This window comes from Knoellia pratensis, assembly GCF_042666395.1.
In the GTDB taxonomy this organism is placed as follows: domain Bacteria; phylum Actinomycetota; class Actinomycetes; order Actinomycetales; family Dermatophilaceae; genus Knoellia; species Knoellia pratensis.
Map to the genome: position 1 here is coordinate 768,214 of NZ_JBHTDJ010000001.1, position 18,011 is coordinate 786,224.

The following is an 18,011-nucleotide window of genomic DNA, read 5'->3' on the forward strand; positions in this document are numbered from 1 at the left end:
GTGACGGGTGCAGTCGTGGGGCACAGTGGGTGCATGTCGCGACGACCCAAGGTGCTGGCCATCATCCAAGCGGGTGGCCAGGGCTCGCGCATGGACGTCCTCACCCGTGAACGGGCCAAGCCGGCCCTGCCGTTTGCAGGGCAGTACCAGCTCGTCGACTTCGCGCTGTCATCGCTGGCGCACAGCGGGGTCAGGGACGTGTGGCTGTCCGTGCAATATCTCGCCACGAGCCTGCACAAGCATGTCGCGAACGGACGTCCGTGGGATCTCGACCGGACCCGCGGTGGGCTGCAGTGGCTGCCGCCCCAGGAGGGGAGCGGTGCAGCCTCGCAGGCCGGCTTCAGCGAGGGCAACGGCGACGACCTCTATCGCAACCTCGACGCGATCCGTGACTTCGGTGCCGACGTCGTCCTCATCCTCAGCGCCGACTCCGTGTGTTCCCTCGACCTGCGCGACGTCGTCGACCAGCACCTCGAACGCGACTCCTCGTGCACGATCGTCACCACCGAGGTGACGCGGGCCCAGGCATCGGCCAAGGGCGTGGTCGAACTGGGACGCGACCGTCTCGTGAAGGCCTTCGACTACAAGCCGGAGAAGCCTGCGGCGACGACGATCGCGGCCGAGATCTTCGCCTATGACCCCGTGCGACTCTCGACCGCGCTCGAGGACCTGCGGGCCGAGCGGGTGGACGCCGCCCACGGTGAGGACTCCGGGGTCGGCGACTTCGGCGAGCACCTGCTCCCACGCCTCGTAGAGGGTGGCGCTGTGCATGCCTTCGAGCTCCCCGGCTACTGGCGCGACCTGGGAACGCCGAGCGAATACGTTGCGGCACACCGCGATCTGCTCGCCGGCCGGGTCGATGTGTTCGACGACCCCGAATGGCCGATCCTCACTCGCTGGCCCGAGCTGCCGTCCGCCGTCATCCGTCGGGGCGCCCGCGTCGATGGCTCGATCATCAGTGCCGGCGCCGATGTCGCGGGTACGGTCATCCGCAGCGTCCTTGGCCCGGGTGTGCGAGTCGCGGCAGGCGCGGTCGTCGAGGACTCGGTGGTGTTCGCCCAGACGACGGTCGAGGCGGGCGCCGAGGTGCGCGGCGCAGTGGTGGACTCGCGCAGCACGATCGGGCGTGGTGCCAAGGTCGGTGAGACCCCTCCCGGAACGCGTATCGGCGACGACCGGCTCGTCCTCGTCGGTCGGGACAGCCGCATCGGGCGCGGAGTCGTCGTCGCACCCGGTTCCCGACTCGAACCGGGATCGACCGCCTGAACTGCGAATTCACCCTTTGGAGGGTAGCGAGGCCGTCGACGAACGGGTAGACAGTCAGGACCGGCACCGATCGGCGTCGGCCCACACATGGAGGTACGCGATGACGCAGAACCCGACCAGTGGCATGAACCCCGATGAGGACCTCTCCGACCTCGGTCAGGCGCCCCAGGGCACCTCGGGTGTCGAGACAGAGGGCCCGGCCGACAGTGGCGCGGGCGAGACCGGTGCGCCTGACGAGCAGGATGGCGGCGCCGACGGCGGAGCCGATGACGCGGAGGGCCCGGCTGACAGTGGTGCGGACCAGCCGGCAGTGCCCGGTGAGCACGACGGCGGAGCCGACGGCGGGGCCGACGGCTCTCAGTGACCGACTCGCCGGAGAACCCGCGGTCGGGGACTGATCTCCCGGCCGCGGGTTCTCCTGCGCTGACGCGCTTGGTGGGTATGCCGCCCGCGGACTTCGCGACGGACGTCTGGTCGCGCGCCCCTTGGCTCACACGCGCGGCCGACTTGCCCCGTGACTTCTCCGACCTCTTCGGACCGGACGGCGTCGACGAGTTGGTGTCACGACGGGGGCTCCGGACACCCTTCGCCCGCATGGCCAAGGACGGGGCGACCCTGCCCGACCGCCAGCTCACCCTCGGTGGAGGAGTCGGTGCTGGGATCGGCGACCAGCTGAGCGAAGACCGAGTCCTGCGCGAATTCGCCTCTGGTGCAACCCTGGTGCTCCAGGCACTGCACCGGACGTGGGCGCCGGTCCAGGAGTTCGCGGGCGACCTCGCCGACGACCTCGGTCACCCGGTCCAGGTCAATGCCTATGTCACCCCACCTCAGAACCAGGGTTTCGCCGACCACTACGACGTCCACGACGTCTTCGTCCTGCAGATCGCCGGGGAGAAGCGGTGGCGCATCCGGCCCCCGGTCCTTGAAGCACCTTTGCGTGACCAACCCTGGGAGCAGCACCGGGCCGCCGTCGAGCAGGCGGCCACCGCCGAACCCCTCCTCGAGGAGACCCTGCGCCCCGGCGACTGCCTCTATCTCCCGCGTGGCTACCTCCACTCGGCGACCGCCCTCGGCGGGACGAGCATCCACCTGACCATGGGGGTCCACACCTGGACCCGGAGTCACGTTGCCGACGTTCTCCTCGCCCGGGTCACGGAGCGGCTCGCCGACGATGTCGAGGGGCGTCGATCGCTTCCCATCGCACCGGGTGGCTCTGGCCGGTCGGAGGTTGGCTTCGGGGATGACGCCGAGATCGTGCGGTCATTGGTCGCAAAAGCGCTGCAGGACATCGGTGTTGACGAGATCGTCGAAGGTCTGCGGGCCCCGGTGCGCAGTGCCCAGCGTGCTGAGGCGTTGGGTGTGCTCGACCAGATGGGGCAAGCCGAGGATCCGGCGGCGACCTGGCGACCACGACGTCACCTTGCCGCGCACTGGGAGGCACGCGGCGACGAGTGCACTCTGGTGAGTCGGGTCGGTCGGTTCCTCGTGACCGCAGACAAACGTGATGCGGTCGCGGAGGTGCTGGACGGCATACGCAATCCGGCGGACCTCGACGAGGAGCTGAGGCGACGTCTCGCCATCGCAGGCCTCCTGATCCCGGCTGATGACCCCGCCGAAGGGGACCGAACGTAAGCGCACCGCAAGGTCCACGAGAGGCGGGACGCCCGAGATTGCTGGCAGGGTCGACGGCATGAGGATCGTCGTCACGGGTGGGGCTGGGTTCGTCGGTGGCGCTGTCGTGCGCGCCCTCCTCGAGGAGTCGCACGACGTGGTCGTCCTCGACTCCCTGCGCCCCGACGTCCACCGCGACGGGGGAGACGCGGCACGCGACCGGCTGGCAGCCCAGGGCGTCCGGCTCGTCGAGGGCGACGTCCGGGACGTGACCCTGGTGCGGCAGCACGTCCAGGGAGCAGACGCCCTGGTCCACCTCGCCGCCAAGGTGGGGCTCGGAGTGGACCTCGACGACATGGACGACTACGTCTCGTGCAATGCGCTGGGCACGGCCACGGTCCTGCGCGCCTGTCACGACGCCGGAGTGAAGCGCCTGGTGCAGGCGAGCTCGATGGTCGTCTACGGAGAGGGTGCCTACGACTGCCGGCAACACGGTCCTGTGGCGCCGCCGCCGCGCGATGAAGGGCGCCTCGCCAGCGGGCTGTTCGAGCCGCCATGCCCTGAATGTGGGAGTGACCTCGTCCCCACTCTCGTCGCCGAGGACGCAGCCATGGACCCACGCAACACGTATGCCGCGACGAAGGTCACCCAAGAGCAGCTCGCCGCGGTCTGGGCGCGGGAGACAGGGTCGCGCGCCACGTCCCTGCGCCTGCACAACGTCTACGGGCCGGGCATGCCGCGGTCGACGCCCTATGCCGGCGTCGCCGCGCTCTTCTGGTCGGCGTCCTCGAGCGGGCAGTCGCCCCTGGTGTTCGAGGATGGGGGTCAGCGCCGCGACTTCGTGCACGTGGACGACATCGCGTCGGCATTCGTGGCGGCGGTGCAGAGCGAACGCGCCGCAGGCACGGCGGGTGAGCACACGGCATACAACGTGGGATCCGGAGTCGTGCACACCGTCGGTGACCTTGCGGCCGAACTGGCCCTGCTCGCAGGTGGCCCGCCGCCCGTGGTGACCGGTCGCTACCGACTCGGCGATGTCCGCCACATCACGGCGTCGAGCGATCGGGCGAGGCGTGAACTCGGCTGGACCGCAACGGTTCCGTTCCGCGAGGGACTGGCTGGTCTGACGTTCAGCTGACCCGCTCGGCGGCGGGCAGCGCCACCTCGAAGCAGCAACCGCCCTCGACGTTCATGACCGAGATCGACCCGGCGTGCGACTCGACGATCCCCTTGGCGATGGCGAGCCCCAGACCGGCGCCCGCGTCGTCACCGCTGCGCTCGGGGTCGGCTCGCCACCCGGCCTCGAAGACACGATGCAGGTCGGGTTCGGCGATTCCGCCGCACTCGTCGAGCACCGAGAGCTGGGTGCGGCCGTCGGGGCTGCGTTCGGCCCGCACGACGACCGAACCTCCGGGGGCGGTGTGCCGCACGGCATTGCCCACAAGGTTGCCGATCAGTCGGGTGAGCTCGTCCCCGTTGCCGGTGACGGCGAGCCGGTCGTCGTCTCCGTGGGTCTGGAGCCGGAGGTCGACCTCACGCTGCTGGGCATGCTGCTCGAGCTCACCGACGACATCGTGGGCGACTTCGACCAGGCTGACGAGCGCGGTGTCGTTCGGGGAGCGGGCCTCGGACGAGCTCACCCGGGACAGCTCGAAGAGGTCGCCGACGAGCCCGTCGAGGCGAGTCACCGTCTGTCGCATCTGGCGCAGCGCGGGCTCAGGTTCTATGACCTTGTCCTCGAGGCCCTCGGCCAGGGCGCGCAGGCCGGCCAGGGGTGTGCGCAGGTCGTGGGACATGAAGGCCACGAGTTCGCGTCGGGAGCGTTCCAGGGCTCGCTCCCGCTGCTCGGATGCGGCGAGGCGAGTGCGGGTGGTGTCGAGCTCGCGCCACAGGTCGGACAGCTCGGACGACACCGAAGCACCTCGACTGGCATCCGGGCCTGGGACACCGCCGTCTCCCAGGGTGCGCAGCGAGTCGACCAAGGCTGTAGAGCCGGCAGCCACCTGGCGACCGAGGACCAGTGACAGCAGCACGCCGATGAGGCCGGCCAGGCCGAGCGCCACGAGGACGACGGTCGAGTCGTGGGTGGAGATGAACATGCGCTGCACGTTGACGAAGACCGCGAGCGACACCGCGACGAGTGGGACGAGCGACGCCACGACGACAAGGACCATCGTGGACCGACCGCGCAACCCCGACAGGGCCATCGCTCCCGCGCCACCCGCGATCAGGCAGACGAGAGTGGTGACGGCGATGATCTGCTGCATGTCGCTCATGGCTGCTCCTCGGGGTCCCCGAACCGGTAGCCGGCGCCACGCACGGTGACGATGCGCTGCGGGTCGGACGGGTCGGTCTCGATCTTTTCGCGCACACGGCGCACGTGGACGGTGACCGTCGAGGTGTCGCCGAAGTCCCAGCCCCACACACGCCGCATGAGTTGTTCCTTGGTGAACGTCAGGCCGGGGTGAGCGATGAGATAGGCCAGCAGATCGAACTCGCGGGTCGTGATCTCGACGCCGTGACCGTCGACGGTGGCGGTGCGGGAACCCGTGTCGACGCGCACGCCCAGCCGTTCGGTGACCCGGGGCAGCAGCGTGACCGCGCCGAGTCGCTCGGCCCGTCTCAGCAGTGCCTCGACGCGGCCGAGGGCTTCGCGCGGGCTGAACGGCTTGACCATGTAGTCGTCGGCGCCCAGCTCCAGCCCGAGGAGCCGGTCGTCCTCCTCGCCTCGCGCGCTCAACACGATGACGGCAGCGTGGTCGTCCTCGGCGCGTCGACGGCGAAGCACCTCGAGGCCGGACATGAGGGGAAGCATGACGTCGAGGATGACGACATCGGGCCGCCGTTCACGCCACGCCTGCAGGGCGGTCAAGCCGTCGGCAGCGAGCACCGGCTCGAATCCGGCCCGCCGCAGATAGGCCGACAGGACGCTCGAGACGGTGGGATCGTCCTCGACGACCAGCACGGTTGCGACCACCCTCGCAGCGTATGCCGGTGAGTCGCCCCGGGCGCCCGTCTTGCCCCCTCGTGGGCTCACCGTAAGGGTCTCGTCATCCTCAGGGGGCCCGAGGCGGTCACCGTGAGCCCTAGCGTCGGGACATGGCTTCCGCTGAGGTGTTGGTTGACGTGGTGCTCCCGTGTCTGGACGAGGCGGAGGCCTTGCCAAGGCTGTTCGCGCGCATGCCCGAATGGGCGCGCCCGATCCTTGCGGACAACGGCTCGGCGGACGGCTCGATCGACCTCGCCCGGCAGCGGGGCATCGAGGTGGTGGAGGTTCCCCAGCGTGGTTACGGCGCCGCCTGCCACGCAGGGCTCTTGGCGGCCACCGCCCCACTCGTGGCCTTCATGGATGCCGACGCCAGCCTTGACCCGCTCTCGCTCGAGGTCCTGCTCGCCGAGCACCGTCGCCTGCTGCCCGAGCGGCGCTCCCACCTCGTCGTGGGAGCTCGACGGCCCATGAGCCGGGAAGCGTGGCCGTGGCGTCTCAGGGTCGCCAACCGCGTGCTTGCGCACAGGGTCCGACGCGCCACAGGAGTGGGGCTCGAGGACATCGGCCCACTGCGGCTGGCGCCCACGAAACGCTTGCAGGACCTGCCCATTGGGGACCGCCGCTCGGGCTATCCGGTCGAGACCGTGGTTCGCGCCGCCGAGGCCGGGTGGACCATCACCGGCGTGCCCGTCCCGTATCTCGCGCGCACGGGTCGGTCCAAGGTCACCGGCACGTGGCTGGGAGCGGCCCGCGCCGTGCAGGACATGAGCCGGGTGCTGGCCTCATGACCGTGACCACACCCCCTGATCTCAGGTGTCGAGACCTGGACACCGTCATCATCCTGGCCAAGTCCCCGCAGCCCGGTCGGGTCAAGACGCGGCTCACGCCCGACTTCTCACCCAGCGAGGCGGCAGCGCTCGCGGCGGCAGCCATCCGCGACACCCTCGCTGCGGCGCGCGCCACCGGCGCCCGGACGGTCCTGGCCTGGGACGGTCCACCGACGCGCTGGCTGCCAGACGACGTGCCCGTGCATCCCCAGCGTGGCAAGGGCCTCGACGAGCGCCTGGATCACGCCTTCCGCGACGCACTGGCGGACCACGGCGACCAGCCCACTCTCCTCGTCGGCATGGACACCCCGCAGGTCGGCGCCGACGACCTTCTGGCCGACTGGCACGGAGCTGACGCGGTGCTCGGACTGTGTGAGGACGGCGGCTACTGGGCGATCGGGTTGCGTCGATACCAACCTGGCCTGTTCGTCGGCGTCCCGATGTCCACGACCCACACTGGCGAAGCACAGCTCGAACGCCTTGTCTCCCAAGGACTTTCGGTGCATCTGCTGCCCATGCAGCGCGACGTGGACGAACCCGCTGATGCGGCAGCCGCGGTGGCGCTTGCTCCCGAGACGCGATTTGCCAAGACCTTCCGACGACTCGTGGCAACGCCGTGTGACCCGACCTTGATGTTCGACATCGCACTCACTCGAGGTGGGGTCCACCTCGAGTGGGCGTCCCCGGTCGAGGGGCGGCCGGCCCACCGTCAGCCGCTCGACGTGGCGTCGTGGCTGACGATGTCAGGTGTCGACGAGCTCATCGTGAGTCGGTGCTCCGGCCCTGTCATCGACGTCGGCTGCGGACCCGGCAGGTTCGTCGAGGCTTTGTCTGCTCGAGGCCTCCCTGCCCTGGGCATCGACGTGTCCGGCGCATCCATCGTGCAGACCCGAGCGCGCGGAGGGAGTGCCCTGCTGCGTGATGTCTTCCAGCCCATCCCGGGCGAAGGGCGCTGGCAGACACTGCTGCTCGCAGACGGCAATGTCGGCATCGGTGGGGATCCGCTGCTCCTGCTGCACCGCTGCGGCCAACTGCTCAGCCCGGAAGGGTGGGCGCTCGTGGAGGTGGACCCGGACGAGCGCGTCGACCTGCGCACAGAGGTGACCCTGACTGGTCCGTGGGGTCGTCGGTCCCTCCCGATCCCGTGGGCCAAGGTGGGAGCCACGGCCCTGCTCCGGTATGCCGCCCAGGCCGGACTGCTTGCCGTCGAGGACTGGCGTGTCGACGGGCGCGCTTTCGTGACCCTGCGCCAAGCGGCCTGAGCCTGCGGGTTCAGCTGCGCAGGCCGCCGGTGGCAAGGAGGGGCACGGTGATGAGCACGAGGGTGAGCACGGCCAGTCCGATGACTCTCACGAGGGGTCGTGCCCGCTCCGGGGCGCGATGGGCAACAAGCCACCCGGTGACGACACCGAGCGGCGCCAGAACTCCGTCATGGACGGCGATTCCGGCGCCGATCCAGAGGCCCACCCGCAGCCAGCCGCTGGTGGGCACGTGGGCGACGAACTGCCACGCACCCACGGCGACGAAGACCAGCCCGGCCGCACCGAGCAGGAGGCGAGCGGACCCGATCTCGCGGGCCCCGGCATACAGGGTCTTCATGGACGTCTTCATGAACGCACCTCCACGTCGGTCACCCATTTGGTCTGCAGCACGCCCGGACGGTTCGGCGCGATGAGGCGCACGGGGAAGCCGTGATCCCGGGTGAGCCGAGAACCGTTGAGCCGCAGGGCAAGCAGCGTGCTCGGATGGTCTGCATACGCGCGGGGGAGCAGGCTCTCACGATAGGTGCCGCTGGCCTCGGCCGAGCGGAAGGCGACGTCGCCGACCGCACCGCCCACGAGGTCCAGCACGTCGCGCAGCCGCACTCCCTGCCAGGTGGCCTCAGCGCTCCAGCCCTCTACACAGGCGATTGGGAGCGACACCGTCTGCTGGGGCAGGGCGCGTAGTTCGGCTGCGGTGAGGATGCGTTCGCCCGCGGCTCCCCGCACGGACAGCTGCCAGTTGTCGTCGCCGGTGGCGGGGTCGAGGTCCGGACTGATGCGTGCCTGTGCGGCCGTCCTGTTGACCGGGACTCCCAGCGGGCTGTTGCGTGGCCGTCGGGATCGAAGCACCGAGACCCGGTCCAGTGCAGGGATCGTCGAGCCGACTGTGAGGACCACTGCCCCGGCAGCCACGGCCAGCGCGCCGAGGACAAAGCCGCGCCGGCCGTTGACTTTCGACCGGGTCGTGCCCTCGGGGGTGAGGGCGTCGCGGATGGCCGGCAGCTTGACGGCGATGTGGACCGCCAGTGCCCCGATGGCCACCCACGCGAACGCCCAGTGGACCTTGGTGAACCCGAAGCCGAAGACATACCAGCCGGCGACGTTGGCAATGCCCGTGGACACCATCATCAGCGACGACCCGACGAGTACGGCGATGGACGCGCGCTCGAGCATCTGCACCGGTGAGCCCACGACGGGGCGCGTGAACAGGCGCGGATACGCGGCATACAGCTTGGCCAGAAGGAGCGGGACAGAAGCCGCGCCCGAGGCCACGTGCAGGCCTTGGGTGACGCGATAGCCCCACGCCGGACCGGTCGGGATCGGCAGCCACGAGATGGGGTTCTGGTGGAGGTGGCTGAGGATTCCGGTGAGGAAGCAGACGGTGAACGCGACGCCGAGGAGGGCGCCCATGCGGGCCACCACGGTGCGGTCGTGCACCGGCGACGTGAAGTCCTCGGGTGTGGGCGGCGCCGGTGGAGCGGGCAGTGTGCGCATGCTTCGACGGTAGGGACGTGGCGGCTCGATGAACCCGTCGCAGCGCTTACGGGGCGATGACGGATGGCCGGTCCGGGCCTTCACGTGCCCCGCCGGGGCCTGGCGTCGGACACAGTGGGCACATGCGCAGAATCCTCGTCGGCACGGTGGCCATGGCCGCCTGCTCCGCGGGCCATGCGCTGTCCGGCGACCTCGACACCGACCGCGTGCGGCTGGCCGTGGTCATGGTCGCGTGGTGGGTGGTCGCCGTCGCCACGATCCGCTGGGTGTTGGGTTCGCGCGGTGGTGGGGCGGGAGATTCGCTGCTGACCGGGCCGGTGCGACGCACGGCACTGCTGGTGTTCGTCGTGGCGCTCGTCGTCCAACTGCCCGGGCTGCTGACGTCCCCGCGGTCGAGCACCGATGCCTACCGGTATGTCTGGGACGGTCGGGTCCAGCTGTCCGGCACGTCGCCCTATCGCTACGCGCCGCTCGATGACCGGCTCGCCGACCTGCGCGACCCGATCCTCTTTCCCGGGCTGGCGTCGAGCGATCACTCGGGATACGTCACTCAGCCACTCCCGACTGATCGTTCGGGAGTGCGGGCACGAGCCAAGAACGACCCGCGCACCGTCATCAACCGCCCCCAGGTTCCGACGATCTATCCACCAGTGGCGCAGGTGTGGTTCACCGCAGTGGCCTCGGTGACGCCTTGGTCGTGGGGCACGCGTGGCCTGCAGGCGGGCTCGGCGTTGCTCGCGGCCGGTGTGGCCGGCGCCCTTGCGGCCCTGCTCCGACGGCGCGGGAGCGATCCTGGGCGGGCGCTCTGGTGGGCCTGGTGTCCTGCCGTGGTGGCCGAAGCGGGCAACGGGGCACACGTCGACGTGCTCGCCGCGGCGTTCGTGGTGGCGGCCCTGACCGTCGTGTCACCGGCAGTGGGAGGTGCTGGTCGTGGGCGTGCCGCAGCAGTCCTGGCCGGGGTGATGACCGGACTCGCAGCTCTCGTGAAGCTCTACCCCGCGGTGATGCTGAGCTCGCTCTTCTCGCTGCGGCACAACGCATCTCGGGCCCAGGCCGCGGTTGCAGTCACCGTTCTCACGGTGCTTTTGGCCTATCTGCCGCACTGGCTCGCCGCTGGTCACCTTGTCCTCGGCTACCTCCCGGCCTACGTCGTCGAGGAATCCGGCGCGAACCGGTCGGGCATCGTCCAACTGCTCGTCCCGGACGCCGCCGTGACTCCGGTGACCATCCTGCTGCTTGCGATCGTCGCGGGCGCCGTGGCCTGGAGTCGGGTCGGTGATCCGGCGACGGGTGCCACCCTCGTCCTGGGCTCGCTGCTGCTCCTCACGACACCGAGCTACCCGTGGTACGCCCTGCCGATGCTCGCGTGCGCCGTGCTCGCAGGCCGGCTCGAGTGGCTCGCCGTGGCCTTCGCGGCCGTGCTCGCCTACGCCTCGGCTTCGGTGCCACCCGTGCCGACGATTGCGTATGCCGCGTCGGCGGCGTTCGTGCTGGTGGTCGCCTTCCGTCGATCGCGCCTCACCGGAGGGTTGGTGGGGCGCTCCCACTCCAGCCGTATTGCCGGCGGCCCATCCGCGCGGGGGACGGTCGAGACCGGGTTCAGCTGCGGGTGACCTGGCCGGCGTCGACGTGCCAGCGCTGGTCGAGGTCGACGTTCTCGAGGAGTCGCCGGTCGTGCGAGACGAGCAACAGCGCGCCCTCATAGGTCTCGAGGGCCTCCTCAAGCTGCTCGATGGCGGGCAGGTCGAGGTGGTTGGTGGGCTCGTCGAGGACGAGGAGGTTGACGCCGCGCGCCTGGAGCAGGGCCATGGCGGCGCGCGTTCGCTCACCGGGGGACAGCCGTGACACGAGGCTCGTCACCTGGTCGGCGCGCAGGCCGAACTTGGCCAGCAGGGTGCGTCGTTCGGCAGGTTCGAGGTCGGGCACCGCCTCACCGAACGCGTCGGCGAGCGACAGGTCCTCGCGCAGGCCACTGCGGGCCTGGTCGATCTCACCGATGGCGACGCTGGCGCCGAGGCTCGAGCTGCCGCTGTCGGGTGCCAGTCGGCCGAGAAGGACGTTGAGGAGGGTGGTCTTGCCGGCGCCGTTGGGTCCGGTGATGCCGATGCGGGTGCGGGCTTCCACTTGGAGCGAGACCGGACCGAGGGTGAAGTCGCCCCGGCTCACGGTCGCCTCGTTGAGGGTGGCGACAACCGAGCTCGACCGCGGTGCCTCACCGATCAAGAACTGCAGGACCCATTCCTTGCGTGGCTCCTCGACCTCTTCGAGCCGGGAGATGCGTGACTCCATCTGGCGCACCTTGCGGGCCTGCTTCTCGGAGGAGTCGATGCTCGCGGCCCGGCGGATCTTGTCGTTGTCGGGGCTCTTCCTCATCGCATTGCGGACGCCCTTGCTGCTCCACTCCCGCTGCATTCGGGCGCGCCCTTCGAGGTCGGCCTTGGTCCCGGCGAACTCCTCATAGGCCTCGCGCGCGTGCCTGCGGGCGATCTCGCGCTCCTCGAGGAAGGAGTCGTAGCCGCCGTCGTGCACCGACACGGAGTTCTGCGCGAGGTCGAGCTCGACGATGCGGGTGACGCAGCGGGCCAGGAACTCGCGGTCGTGCGACACGAGGACGACGCCGCCGCGGAGCCCGGTGACGAAGGCCTCCAGGCGGTCGAGCCCCGCGAGGTCGAGGTCGTTGGTCGGCTCGTCGAGCAGGACGATGTCGAAGCGGCTGAGCAGCAGGGCGGCGAGTGCGGCTCGGGCCGCCTGTCCGCCGGAGAGCGATGTCATGAGGGCTTCGCGGCCGACGTCGAGCCCGAGTTCGGCGAGCATCGCGGGGATGCGGTCCTCGAGGTCAGCGGCACCGCTGGCCAACCACCGATCGAGAGACACGGCATACACATCATCTGCGTTGGAGTCGTCGCCCCCAAGGGCGGCGGCAGCCGATTCCATCGCCTCGGTCGCGGCTGTGGCCCCGGTGCGGCGGGAGATGTAGTCCGTGATGGTCTCGCCCGGAAGGCGCTCGTGCTCCTGCGGGAGCCAGCCCACGAACGCGTCGGACGGGGCTGTTGTCACGGTGCCGGCGAGGGGCGCTGATTCGCCGGCGAGGAGCCCCAGCAAGGTGGTCTTGCCCGCACCGTTGGCGCCGACGACCCCGACGACATCGCCGGGCGCGACCGTGAGGTCGAGGTGCTCGAACAGGGTGCGATGGGCGTGCCCTCCGGACAGGTCCTTCGCCACGAGGGTTGCGCTCACCCGGTCAGCCTAGGTGTGCGAGAGACAAGGTCATGCCAAGCGCGTCAGATGTGCCCCCCTTGGCATGACCTTGTCGAAGGTTTCAGTTGAGGAGCCGGGGAAGGGTCGCTCGCGAGCTTGCGAGCGACCGACGCTTCACTCCGGAATGCCGTGCAGTTGGCTTCGCAGGTGGGCGTACCTGCCGCGGAGCTCGGCGGTGCGTTCGCTCGCCCGCACATCCGGCGCAAGAACGGCATCGGTGCTGACCTCCCAATCGGGCAGGTCGGTGCCAAGGAGAGTGGCGGCGGCCTGACGAGCGGCCCCGAGGGCCACGTATTCACCGGACACGGGCAGGTGGACCTCGGCTCCAAAGAGGTCGGCGGCGATGGAGCGCACTGCCTTCGATGCGGATGCTCCGCCAATGAGGAGGACTCGTTCGACGCGAACTCCCTGTCCCCGCAAAGCAGCCAGCGCCTCGGCGAGATTGGTGAGCATGCCCTCGACGACGGCGCGGGCGAGGTTCTCGGGGGTGGCGTTCGCCCGGGTCAGGCCGGAGAGGGTGCCGGTGGCGGTGGGCAGGTTCGGGGTGCGCTCGCCGTCGAGATAGGGCAGGAGGGTGAGTCCGCCTGCGCCGGGTTCGGCAGCCAACGCCAGGCGGTCGAGCTCGGCCAGGTCGACGCCGAGCATCGACGCGCCAGCCGTCATGACGCGGGCTGCGTTGAGGGTGGCGAGCAGGGGCAGGAAGCCACCGGTCGCGTCGGCGAAGGACGCCACCGCGCCACTGGCATCGGCAATGGCCGCGTCGTGGCGAGCAAAGGCGGTGCCGCTCGTCCCCAACGAGATGACGGCGTCACCAGGACGCAGGCCGAGGCCGAGCGCGGCGCCCATGTTGTCTCCGGTGCCGGGTGCCACGACCAGCCCGGAGTCAGTGCGCCCAGCCACCTCGGTCGGCCCCAGGACGCGCGGCAACTCGAGCTGTCGACCGACAACCAGGTCGAGCACCTCCGGCAGGTAGTCACCCGAGCCCGCCGACCAGTAGCCCGTGCCGGACGCATCGCCACGGTCCGTCGTCCACGACTCAAAACCGTTGCCCTGCTTGAGGATCTGACCGGTCAGCCAGTCATGGGGGAGGACGCAGGTGCGCGTGCGGTCCAACGACTCCGGCTCCGCGCGCCGCAACCACCGCAACTTGGTGGCCGTGAACGACGCCACCGGCACCACGCCCACCTCGGTCGCCCACCGCTGCGCCCCGCCGAACTCCCCGATGAGCTCGGTCGCGTCCTGGGCGGACCGGGTGTCGTTCCAGAGCAGGGCCGGTCGCACGATCTCGTCGGACTCATCCAACGTCACCATGCCGTGCTGCTGCCCGCCGACCGCAATCGCGGAGACGCCGTCGAGCAGCCCGTCAGCGATGGCCGACTCGAACGCCGTCCACCATTCACTCGGGTGGATCTCGGTCCCGTCGGGGTGCGACGCGCGGCCCTGCCGGACGACCTCACCGGTCTCGGCGTCGCAGACGAGCACCTTGCACGACTGGGTGGACGAGTCGACTCCGGCGACGAGCGGGTTCTGCGTCTTGGCCATACCTGCATCCTTGCCGAACGGCCGCAGCGTTGCACCTGCCGTCTCGGTGTCTGTGGGGAGTGCTCCCCACAGACGGAGCGGCGGATCCGTGCTTGGATTCGCAGGGAGTGTGTCGCTGTAGGGGTGTCACCGTGAGGGAGGAGCGTTGATGGTCGATCCGGAAGACCTCTATCGCAAACTCGTCTCGGGCAACTCCGCAGCCGTGCGGGGGCAGGCCGACACCGTCGGTGACGCGATGAAGAAGGTCAACGAGTCGTCCGTGCGCGTCGAGGAGGCTGCAGACCGACCGAAGTGGACCAGTGCGGCATCTGCTGGCTATCGCGTCAGGACGGCCGGGGTGAGCCAGGGCATCGAGGTCAACTACTTCGTCCTCGGGCGGATCCAGACGGCCCTGAGCACCGGTGCGAGTGAATATGACTCCATGGCAGGAGACGCGGACGTTGCCATCGGCTACTGGCGCGATCGACCCGCGGGCCTCAACCCCGTGGTCGAGGACCTTCTCGCCCTGGGAGTTCACCTCAAACTGGTGGGTGTCTCGGCCCAGTACAACGCCAGGTTGAGGGCAGTCGCCTCCTTCGCGTCCGGCGAGACGATCGACCTGGACGAGCTCGATGCCGAGACCAAGAAGTGGTTGGCGGCCGGCATGGACAAGACGGCCGAATGGCTCAAGAAGCACGGCAATGGTTTGGGGCCGCTCATCCCGAACCTGGGGCTGAGCGGAGACAAGCGTGGCCTGATCCCGCAGGGACTGGGCATCGACCCGGACACCGGGTGGATCATCCAGACCAGCTACTCCAAGGACGGCGACCAGAACTCGGTCCTGTCGATGATCGATCCGGTCACCGGCCAGGAGATGACCGAGACCGAACTGGGTGGCTACCAGGGCGAGGACTCGGAGGGTGACGAGGTGAACATCCCGACTCCTGACCATGCCGGGGGAGTCTCCTCCCACGGCGACTACACCTACGTCACCTCGAGCGGGAACCCGTCGTATCTCCTCAAATACCTCACGTCGGATCTCAAGGACGGCGGCAAGAAGACGGCCGACCCCGTTGGCGAGCCGACCCGGCTTCCTGACGGCGCTGGCGCCTACGCCACCATCAAGGACGGCGAGCTCTACGTCGGCACCCACCAGGGAACCATCGGCTCCGGTGGAGGGGAGTACGACGGGGATGACGACGACGGCAAGCTCTACCACTACACCTCGGACGGCAACGGAGGGTGGAATGCGGATCCGGACTTCGGAGGCGGCGCGGGCTACGTGCACACACCACCGCAGGCGCAGGGTGTGGTCGTGCGTGACGGCGAGTATGTCTTCAGCGCCTCCCTCGGCCGCGACAAGACGGGGCGACTGATCACGCAGGACCGTCAGGACGACGAGTCCGGGAACGGTGAACGCGGCCCCATCCATGAGCTGCCCTACATGTCCGAGGGGATCATCGAGCTCAACGGGGAGATCATCGCCACCTACGAGTCGGGCGCAGACCACTACGGCCCGGATGGGTCCGACGACGACGAGCTGTGGATGAACCCCTTCATGACTCGGACGTCGTTGGCCGAGCTGGGGCTCAGCGAGGACGTCGACGTCTCACCGGAGACACTGCGCGGTGCGGCCACTGACCTCGACACTGCCGCGCGACCTCTCACGGGCGCCGCCAACCTCGTCGGGGGCATCACCGTCACCGCAGGCAACTTCGGACAGGTCGCTGCAGCGACGACTCTGACCACGGCGCTCAACCAGCAACTCGGCACGTCGGAGCGCAGCCTGGACGTCGGGGCAAAGGCCGTCCACCGGACGTCGGCAACACTGTCGGGCAACGCGAGCATCTACACCGGCACGGATGAGGGAGCTGCGGACCTCATTGGTCGACCCGGGAGACCCTGACGCCAGGCCTCAGTCGTCCCACGTGATGACGACCTTGCCGGACGCACCTGCGTCAGCCACGGCATACGCGTCTCCGGCATCAGCCAACGCGAAGCGGTGGGTGACGATCCGCTCGGGGTGCTCACCCCAGCGGGACAGCAGGTCCAGCAGCTCAGCCATGTGACCGAGCGAGGTCACCCACGATCCGTGCAGTGTCACCTGCTTGTGGATGAGCAGGTCCGAGACCGGGAAGTCGATGCGGCCGCCCTCGCCCACCATGACGCAGTTCCCGCGCGCGGCCGTGTGGGTCAGGGCGGCGACCCGGGCCTGTGCATTGCCGCTGCAGTCGAGGGTCACCTCGCACCCGCGACCGTCGGTCGCGTCGCCCACGGCATCAGGCAGGTCGGCGGGGTCGGTGACGATGACGTCGGCGAGGTCGAGGTCGCGGGCCAGGGCGGCGCGTTCGGCGTTGGGTTCGAGCCCGATGACGGTGGACGCTCCGAGGTGTCTGCCGAGCATTGCGGCGGCCAGCCCCACCGGCCCGAGTCCCGTGACCAGCAGCCGGTCGCGTCCGCTGACGCCGCCTCTCAGCAATCCCTCGTATGCCGTTCCGAAACCGCACGAGACCAGCGCACCATCGACGTGGGTCACGCCTTCAGGCAGGCGCAGGCAGGACACGGCCTCGGCCAGCATGAACTCGGAATGGCCCCCGTCGCGTTGCCAGCCGTGGGCGGCGCGAGTCGGTGAGGTGCACCCGATGGGGTAGCCGATCCGGCATTCGGCGCAGGATCCGCAGCCGGTGATGTGATAGACCGCGACACCTTCGCCGACCTCCAGCGTGGTGACTCCGGGGCCGAGCTCGACGACGTCCCCGCAGGGTTCGTGGCCCGCGATCACGCCCTGGTAGGCCTCGGCTCCGTGGCCGAGGTGCTCGCGATAGATCGCGCGGATGTCACTCCCGCAGATGCCCGAGGCACGCATGCGCAGCAGCACCTGCCCCGGCCCTGGTGCCGGCACATCCACGCTCACGTGCTCCACGGTGCTGTCCCCGGGCAGCCGCATCGCCTTCATCGTCGTCATCTGCAACTCGTTTCCTGGATGCTCCACGTCGGAGTGGATCTGGGCGTAACTGGGCTGTCGGACCACATGGAGGAGACAGTGAAGTATCGCGAATTCATCGGGCTCAGGTTGCTCGCCATACTCGTCATTGTTCCTGCGATGTTCTTCGTGGCCCTGGCTCTTGAGGGTTCGGCTTGGTGGCTCATTGCGGCGGTCGCCTATCCCTGCACCTGTCTCTTGGTTGTCGGCTACGTGAATCGCGACGAGTAGGGACAGCCGCGCGTCGCCGCACGGACTGTGTTCGATTCGTCATCGCCTCAGCTTCCAGAGAGTTCCCTTCATTGCGTATATCATTGATATAGGCGATGAAGGGATGAGCGATGAGTGGAGCCGTCGAGGTGGCCGGGCTTCGTCGCGCCGCCGGGCTGACACAGCGCGAGTTGGCAGAGTTGTCCGGGGTTGCCCAGGCCAACATCTCCGCCTTCGAAAGAGGCTCTCGCAACCCGTCCGCTCGGATGGTCGCCCGCCTGCAGAAGGCCGCGCGCCCTCGTCCGTCGAGCGTCTTGGCGGAGCACCGTGACGAGGTACTCCGGCTCGCCCGTCGGCACAGGGCAAGCAAGGTGCGGATCGTCGGGTCCATCGCCCGAGGTGAGGACCGACCGGGCAGTGATGTCGACCTCCTGGTGGCCTTCTCCTCGCGCGCTTCCGTGTTCGACCAGGTCGAGCTCATCGAGGATCTCGAGGAGTTGCTCGGGGTCCGCGTGGACGTCATCAGCGAGGCGGGGCTTACTGCGGCACACGATGCCCTCCGTGGTCAGGCGCGCCCGCTGTGATCCGAT

General features: G+C 69.4%; 17 protein-coding genes. 10 read left to right on the forward strand and 7 right to left on the reverse strand.

Going from position 1 to position 18,011, the window contains the following annotated elements:
- The first annotated feature begins 33 nt into the window (after window positions 1-33).
- The 4 genes from ACFQRE_RS03620 to ACFQRE_RS03635 all read left to right on the forward strand — a co-directional run bounded on the left by ACFQRE_RS03620 (window position 34) and on the right by ACFQRE_RS03635 (window position 4,015).
- Window positions 34-1,266 (forward strand): glucose-1-phosphate adenylyltransferase family protein, encoded by a 1,233-nt coding sequence (locus tag ACFQRE_RS03620; RefSeq protein ID WP_380119013.1) that lies wholly within the window; start codon window positions 34-36, stop codon window positions 1,264-1,266.
- 100 nt (window positions 1,267-1,366) lie between these two features.
- Entirely contained in the window at window positions 1,367-1,630 is a 264-nt protein-coding gene (locus ACFQRE_RS03625; protein WP_380119016.1) for a BatC protein, read from the forward strand.
- The gene (locus ACFQRE_RS03630; RefSeq protein ID WP_380119019.1) at window positions 1,627-2,898 is read left to right on the forward strand and encodes a cupin domain-containing protein; all 1,272 of its coding nucleotides are present in this window, start codon (window positions 1,627-1,629) and stop codon (window positions 2,896-2,898) included. The genes ACFQRE_RS03625 and ACFQRE_RS03630 overlap by 4 nt, the downstream gene beginning before the upstream one ends.
- Before the next feature lie 58 nt (window positions 2,899-2,956).
- The gene (locus ACFQRE_RS03635; RefSeq protein WP_380119021.1) at window positions 2,957-4,015 is read left to right on the forward strand and encodes an NAD-dependent epimerase/dehydratase family protein; all 1,059 of its coding nucleotides are present in this window, start codon (window positions 2,957-2,959) and stop codon (window positions 4,013-4,015) included.
- Here the strand turns inward: ACFQRE_RS03635 and ACFQRE_RS03640 are convergent.
- Both ACFQRE_RS03640 and ACFQRE_RS03645 read right to left on the reverse strand, forming a co-directional pair.
- On the reverse strand, window positions 4,008-5,153 hold the full coding sequence (locus tag ACFQRE_RS03640; RefSeq protein WP_380119023.1) for a sensor histidine kinase: 1,146 nt from the start codon (window positions 5,151-5,153) through the stop codon (window positions 4,008-4,010). The two genes, ACFQRE_RS03635 and ACFQRE_RS03640, sit on opposite strands and share 8 nt — an antisense overlap.
- A complete protein-coding gene (locus ACFQRE_RS03645) occupies window positions 5,150-5,854 on the reverse strand; it encodes a response regulator transcription factor (protein WP_380119025.1) in 705 nt (234 codons plus the stop codon). Before ACFQRE_RS03645 ends, ACFQRE_RS03640 begins: the two co-directional genes overlap by 4 nt.
- 122 nt (window positions 5,855-5,976) lie before the next feature.
- Between ACFQRE_RS03645 and ACFQRE_RS03650 the strand changes: the two genes are divergently transcribed.
- Together ACFQRE_RS03650 and ACFQRE_RS03655 are read left to right on the forward strand one after the other, a co-directional pair.
- Window positions 5,977-6,654 carry a glycosyltransferase family 2 protein gene (locus tag ACFQRE_RS03650; RefSeq protein WP_380119027.1) on the forward strand — a complete coding sequence of 226 codons (678 nt, stop codon included), beginning with the start codon at window positions 5,977-5,979 and terminating at the stop codon, window positions 6,652-6,654.
- Window positions 6,655-6,656: 2 nt separating this feature from the next.
- On the forward strand, window positions 6,657-7,955 hold the full coding sequence (locus ACFQRE_RS03655) for a TIGR04282 family arsenosugar biosynthesis glycosyltransferase (protein ID WP_380119029.1): 1,299 nt from the start codon (window positions 6,657-6,659) through the stop codon (window positions 7,953-7,955).
- Window positions 7,956-7,965: 10 nt separating this feature from the next.
- On the opposite strand, the gene ACFQRE_RS03660 is transcribed toward ACFQRE_RS03655, so the two are convergent.
- Both ACFQRE_RS03660 and ACFQRE_RS03665 read right to left on the reverse strand, forming a co-directional pair.
- A complete protein-coding gene (locus ACFQRE_RS03660) occupies window positions 7,966-8,304 on the reverse strand; it encodes a hypothetical protein (RefSeq protein WP_380119031.1) in 339 nt (112 codons plus the stop codon).
- Window positions 8,301-9,449 carry a molybdopterin-dependent oxidoreductase gene (locus ACFQRE_RS03665; protein WP_380119033.1) on the reverse strand — a complete coding sequence of 383 codons (1,149 nt, stop codon included), beginning with the start codon at window positions 9,447-9,449 and terminating at the stop codon, window positions 8,301-8,303. The genes ACFQRE_RS03660 and ACFQRE_RS03665 overlap by 4 nt, the downstream gene beginning before the upstream one ends.
- 122 nt (window positions 9,450-9,571) lie before the next feature.
- Between ACFQRE_RS03665 and ACFQRE_RS03670 the strand changes: the two genes are divergently transcribed.
- A complete protein-coding gene (locus ACFQRE_RS03670) occupies window positions 9,572-11,062 on the forward strand; it encodes a glycosyltransferase 87 family protein (RefSeq protein WP_380119035.1) in 1,491 nt (496 codons plus the stop codon).
- Here the strand turns inward: ACFQRE_RS03670 and ACFQRE_RS03675 are convergent.
- On the reverse strand, window positions 11,049-12,686 hold the full coding sequence (locus tag ACFQRE_RS03675) for an ABC-F family ATP-binding cassette domain-containing protein (RefSeq protein WP_380119037.1): 1,638 nt from the start codon (window positions 12,684-12,686) through the stop codon (window positions 11,049-11,051). The genes ACFQRE_RS03670 and ACFQRE_RS03675 overlap by 14 nt on opposite strands.
- A gap of 135 nt (window positions 12,687-12,821) precedes the next feature.
- A complete protein-coding gene (xylB, locus tag ACFQRE_RS03680; RefSeq protein WP_380119040.1) occupies window positions 12,822-14,249 on the reverse strand; it encodes a xylulokinase in 1,428 nt (475 codons plus the stop codon).
- A 148-nt stretch (window positions 14,250-14,397) separates the two neighbouring features.
- Here xylB and ACFQRE_RS03685 point away from each other — a divergent pair, with 148 nt between their 5' ends.
- Complete coding sequence (locus ACFQRE_RS03685; RefSeq protein WP_380119042.1) at window positions 14,398-16,134, forward strand: hypothetical protein; 1,737 nt, start codon at window positions 14,398-14,400, stop codon at window positions 16,132-16,134.
- Window positions 16,135-16,143: 9 nt separating this feature from the next.
- Here the strand turns inward: ACFQRE_RS03685 and ACFQRE_RS03690 are convergent, their stop codons facing one another.
- Window positions 16,144-17,193, reverse strand: coding sequence for a zinc-dependent alcohol dehydrogenase family protein (locus tag ACFQRE_RS03690; protein WP_380119045.1), 1,050 nt, complete (start codon window positions 17,191-17,193; stop codon window positions 16,144-16,146).
- A gap of 78 nt (window positions 17,194-17,271) precedes the next feature.
- Between ACFQRE_RS03690 and ACFQRE_RS03695 the strand changes: the two genes are divergently transcribed.
- Both ACFQRE_RS03695 and ACFQRE_RS03700 read left to right on the forward strand, forming a co-directional pair.
- The gene (locus ACFQRE_RS03695; RefSeq protein WP_380119047.1) at window positions 17,272-17,442 is read left to right on the forward strand and encodes a hypothetical protein; all 171 of its coding nucleotides are present in this window, start codon (window positions 17,272-17,274) and stop codon (window positions 17,440-17,442) included.
- A gap of 110 nt (window positions 17,443-17,552) precedes the next feature.
- Window positions 17,553-18,005: a nucleotidyltransferase domain-containing protein gene (locus tag ACFQRE_RS03700; protein WP_380119049.1), complete on the forward strand. Its 453-nt coding sequence runs from the start codon at window positions 17,553-17,555 to the stop codon at window positions 18,003-18,005.
- Window positions 18,006-18,011 lie beyond the last annotated feature (6 nt).

What these genes read in the sequence shown, in the direction of transcription:
- ACFQRE_RS03690 (WP_380119045.1), bottom strand. Translation starts at nt 17,193, where the DNA reads ATGACGACGATGAAGGCGATGCGGCTGCCCGGGGACAGCACCGTGGAG.
- ACFQRE_RS03635 (WP_380119021.1), top strand. Translation starts at nt 2,957, where the DNA reads ATGAGGATCGTCGTCACGGGTGGGGCTGGGTTCGTCGGTGGCGCTGTC.
- ACFQRE_RS03685 (WP_380119042.1), top strand. Translation starts at nt 14,398, where the DNA reads ATGGTCGATCCGGAAGACCTCTATCGCAAACTCGTCTCGGGCAACTCC.
- ACFQRE_RS03640 (WP_380119023.1), bottom strand. Translation starts at nt 5,153, where the DNA reads ATGAGCGACATGCAGCAGATCATCGCCGTCACCACTCTCGTCTGCCTG.
- ACFQRE_RS03620 (WP_380119013.1), top strand. Translation starts at nt 34, where the DNA reads ATGTCGCGACGACCCAAGGTGCTGGCCATCATCCAAGCGGGTGGCCAG.
- ACFQRE_RS03670 (WP_380119035.1), top strand. Translation starts at nt 9,572, where the DNA reads ATGCGCAGAATCCTCGTCGGCACGGTGGCCATGGCCGCCTGCTCCGCG.
- ACFQRE_RS03650 (WP_380119027.1), top strand. Translation starts at nt 5,977, where the DNA reads ATGGCTTCCGCTGAGGTGTTGGTTGACGTGGTGCTCCCGTGTCTGGAC.
- ACFQRE_RS03625 (WP_380119016.1), top strand. Translation starts at nt 1,367, where the DNA reads ATGACGCAGAACCCGACCAGTGGCATGAACCCCGATGAGGACCTCTCC.
- ACFQRE_RS03700 (WP_380119049.1), top strand. Translation starts at nt 17,553, where the DNA reads ATGAGTGGAGCCGTCGAGGTGGCCGGGCTTCGTCGCGCCGCCGGGCTG.
- ACFQRE_RS03665 (WP_380119033.1), bottom strand. Translation starts at nt 9,449, where the DNA reads ATGCGCACACTGCCCGCTCCACCGGCGCCGCCCACACCCGAGGACTTC.
- xylB (WP_380119040.1), bottom strand. Translation starts at nt 14,249, where the DNA reads ATGGCCAAGACGCAGAACCCGCTCGTCGCCGGAGTCGACTCGTCCACC.
- ACFQRE_RS03660 (WP_380119031.1), bottom strand. Translation starts at nt 8,304, where the DNA reads ATGAAGACGTCCATGAAGACCCTGTATGCCGGGGCCCGCGAGATCGGG.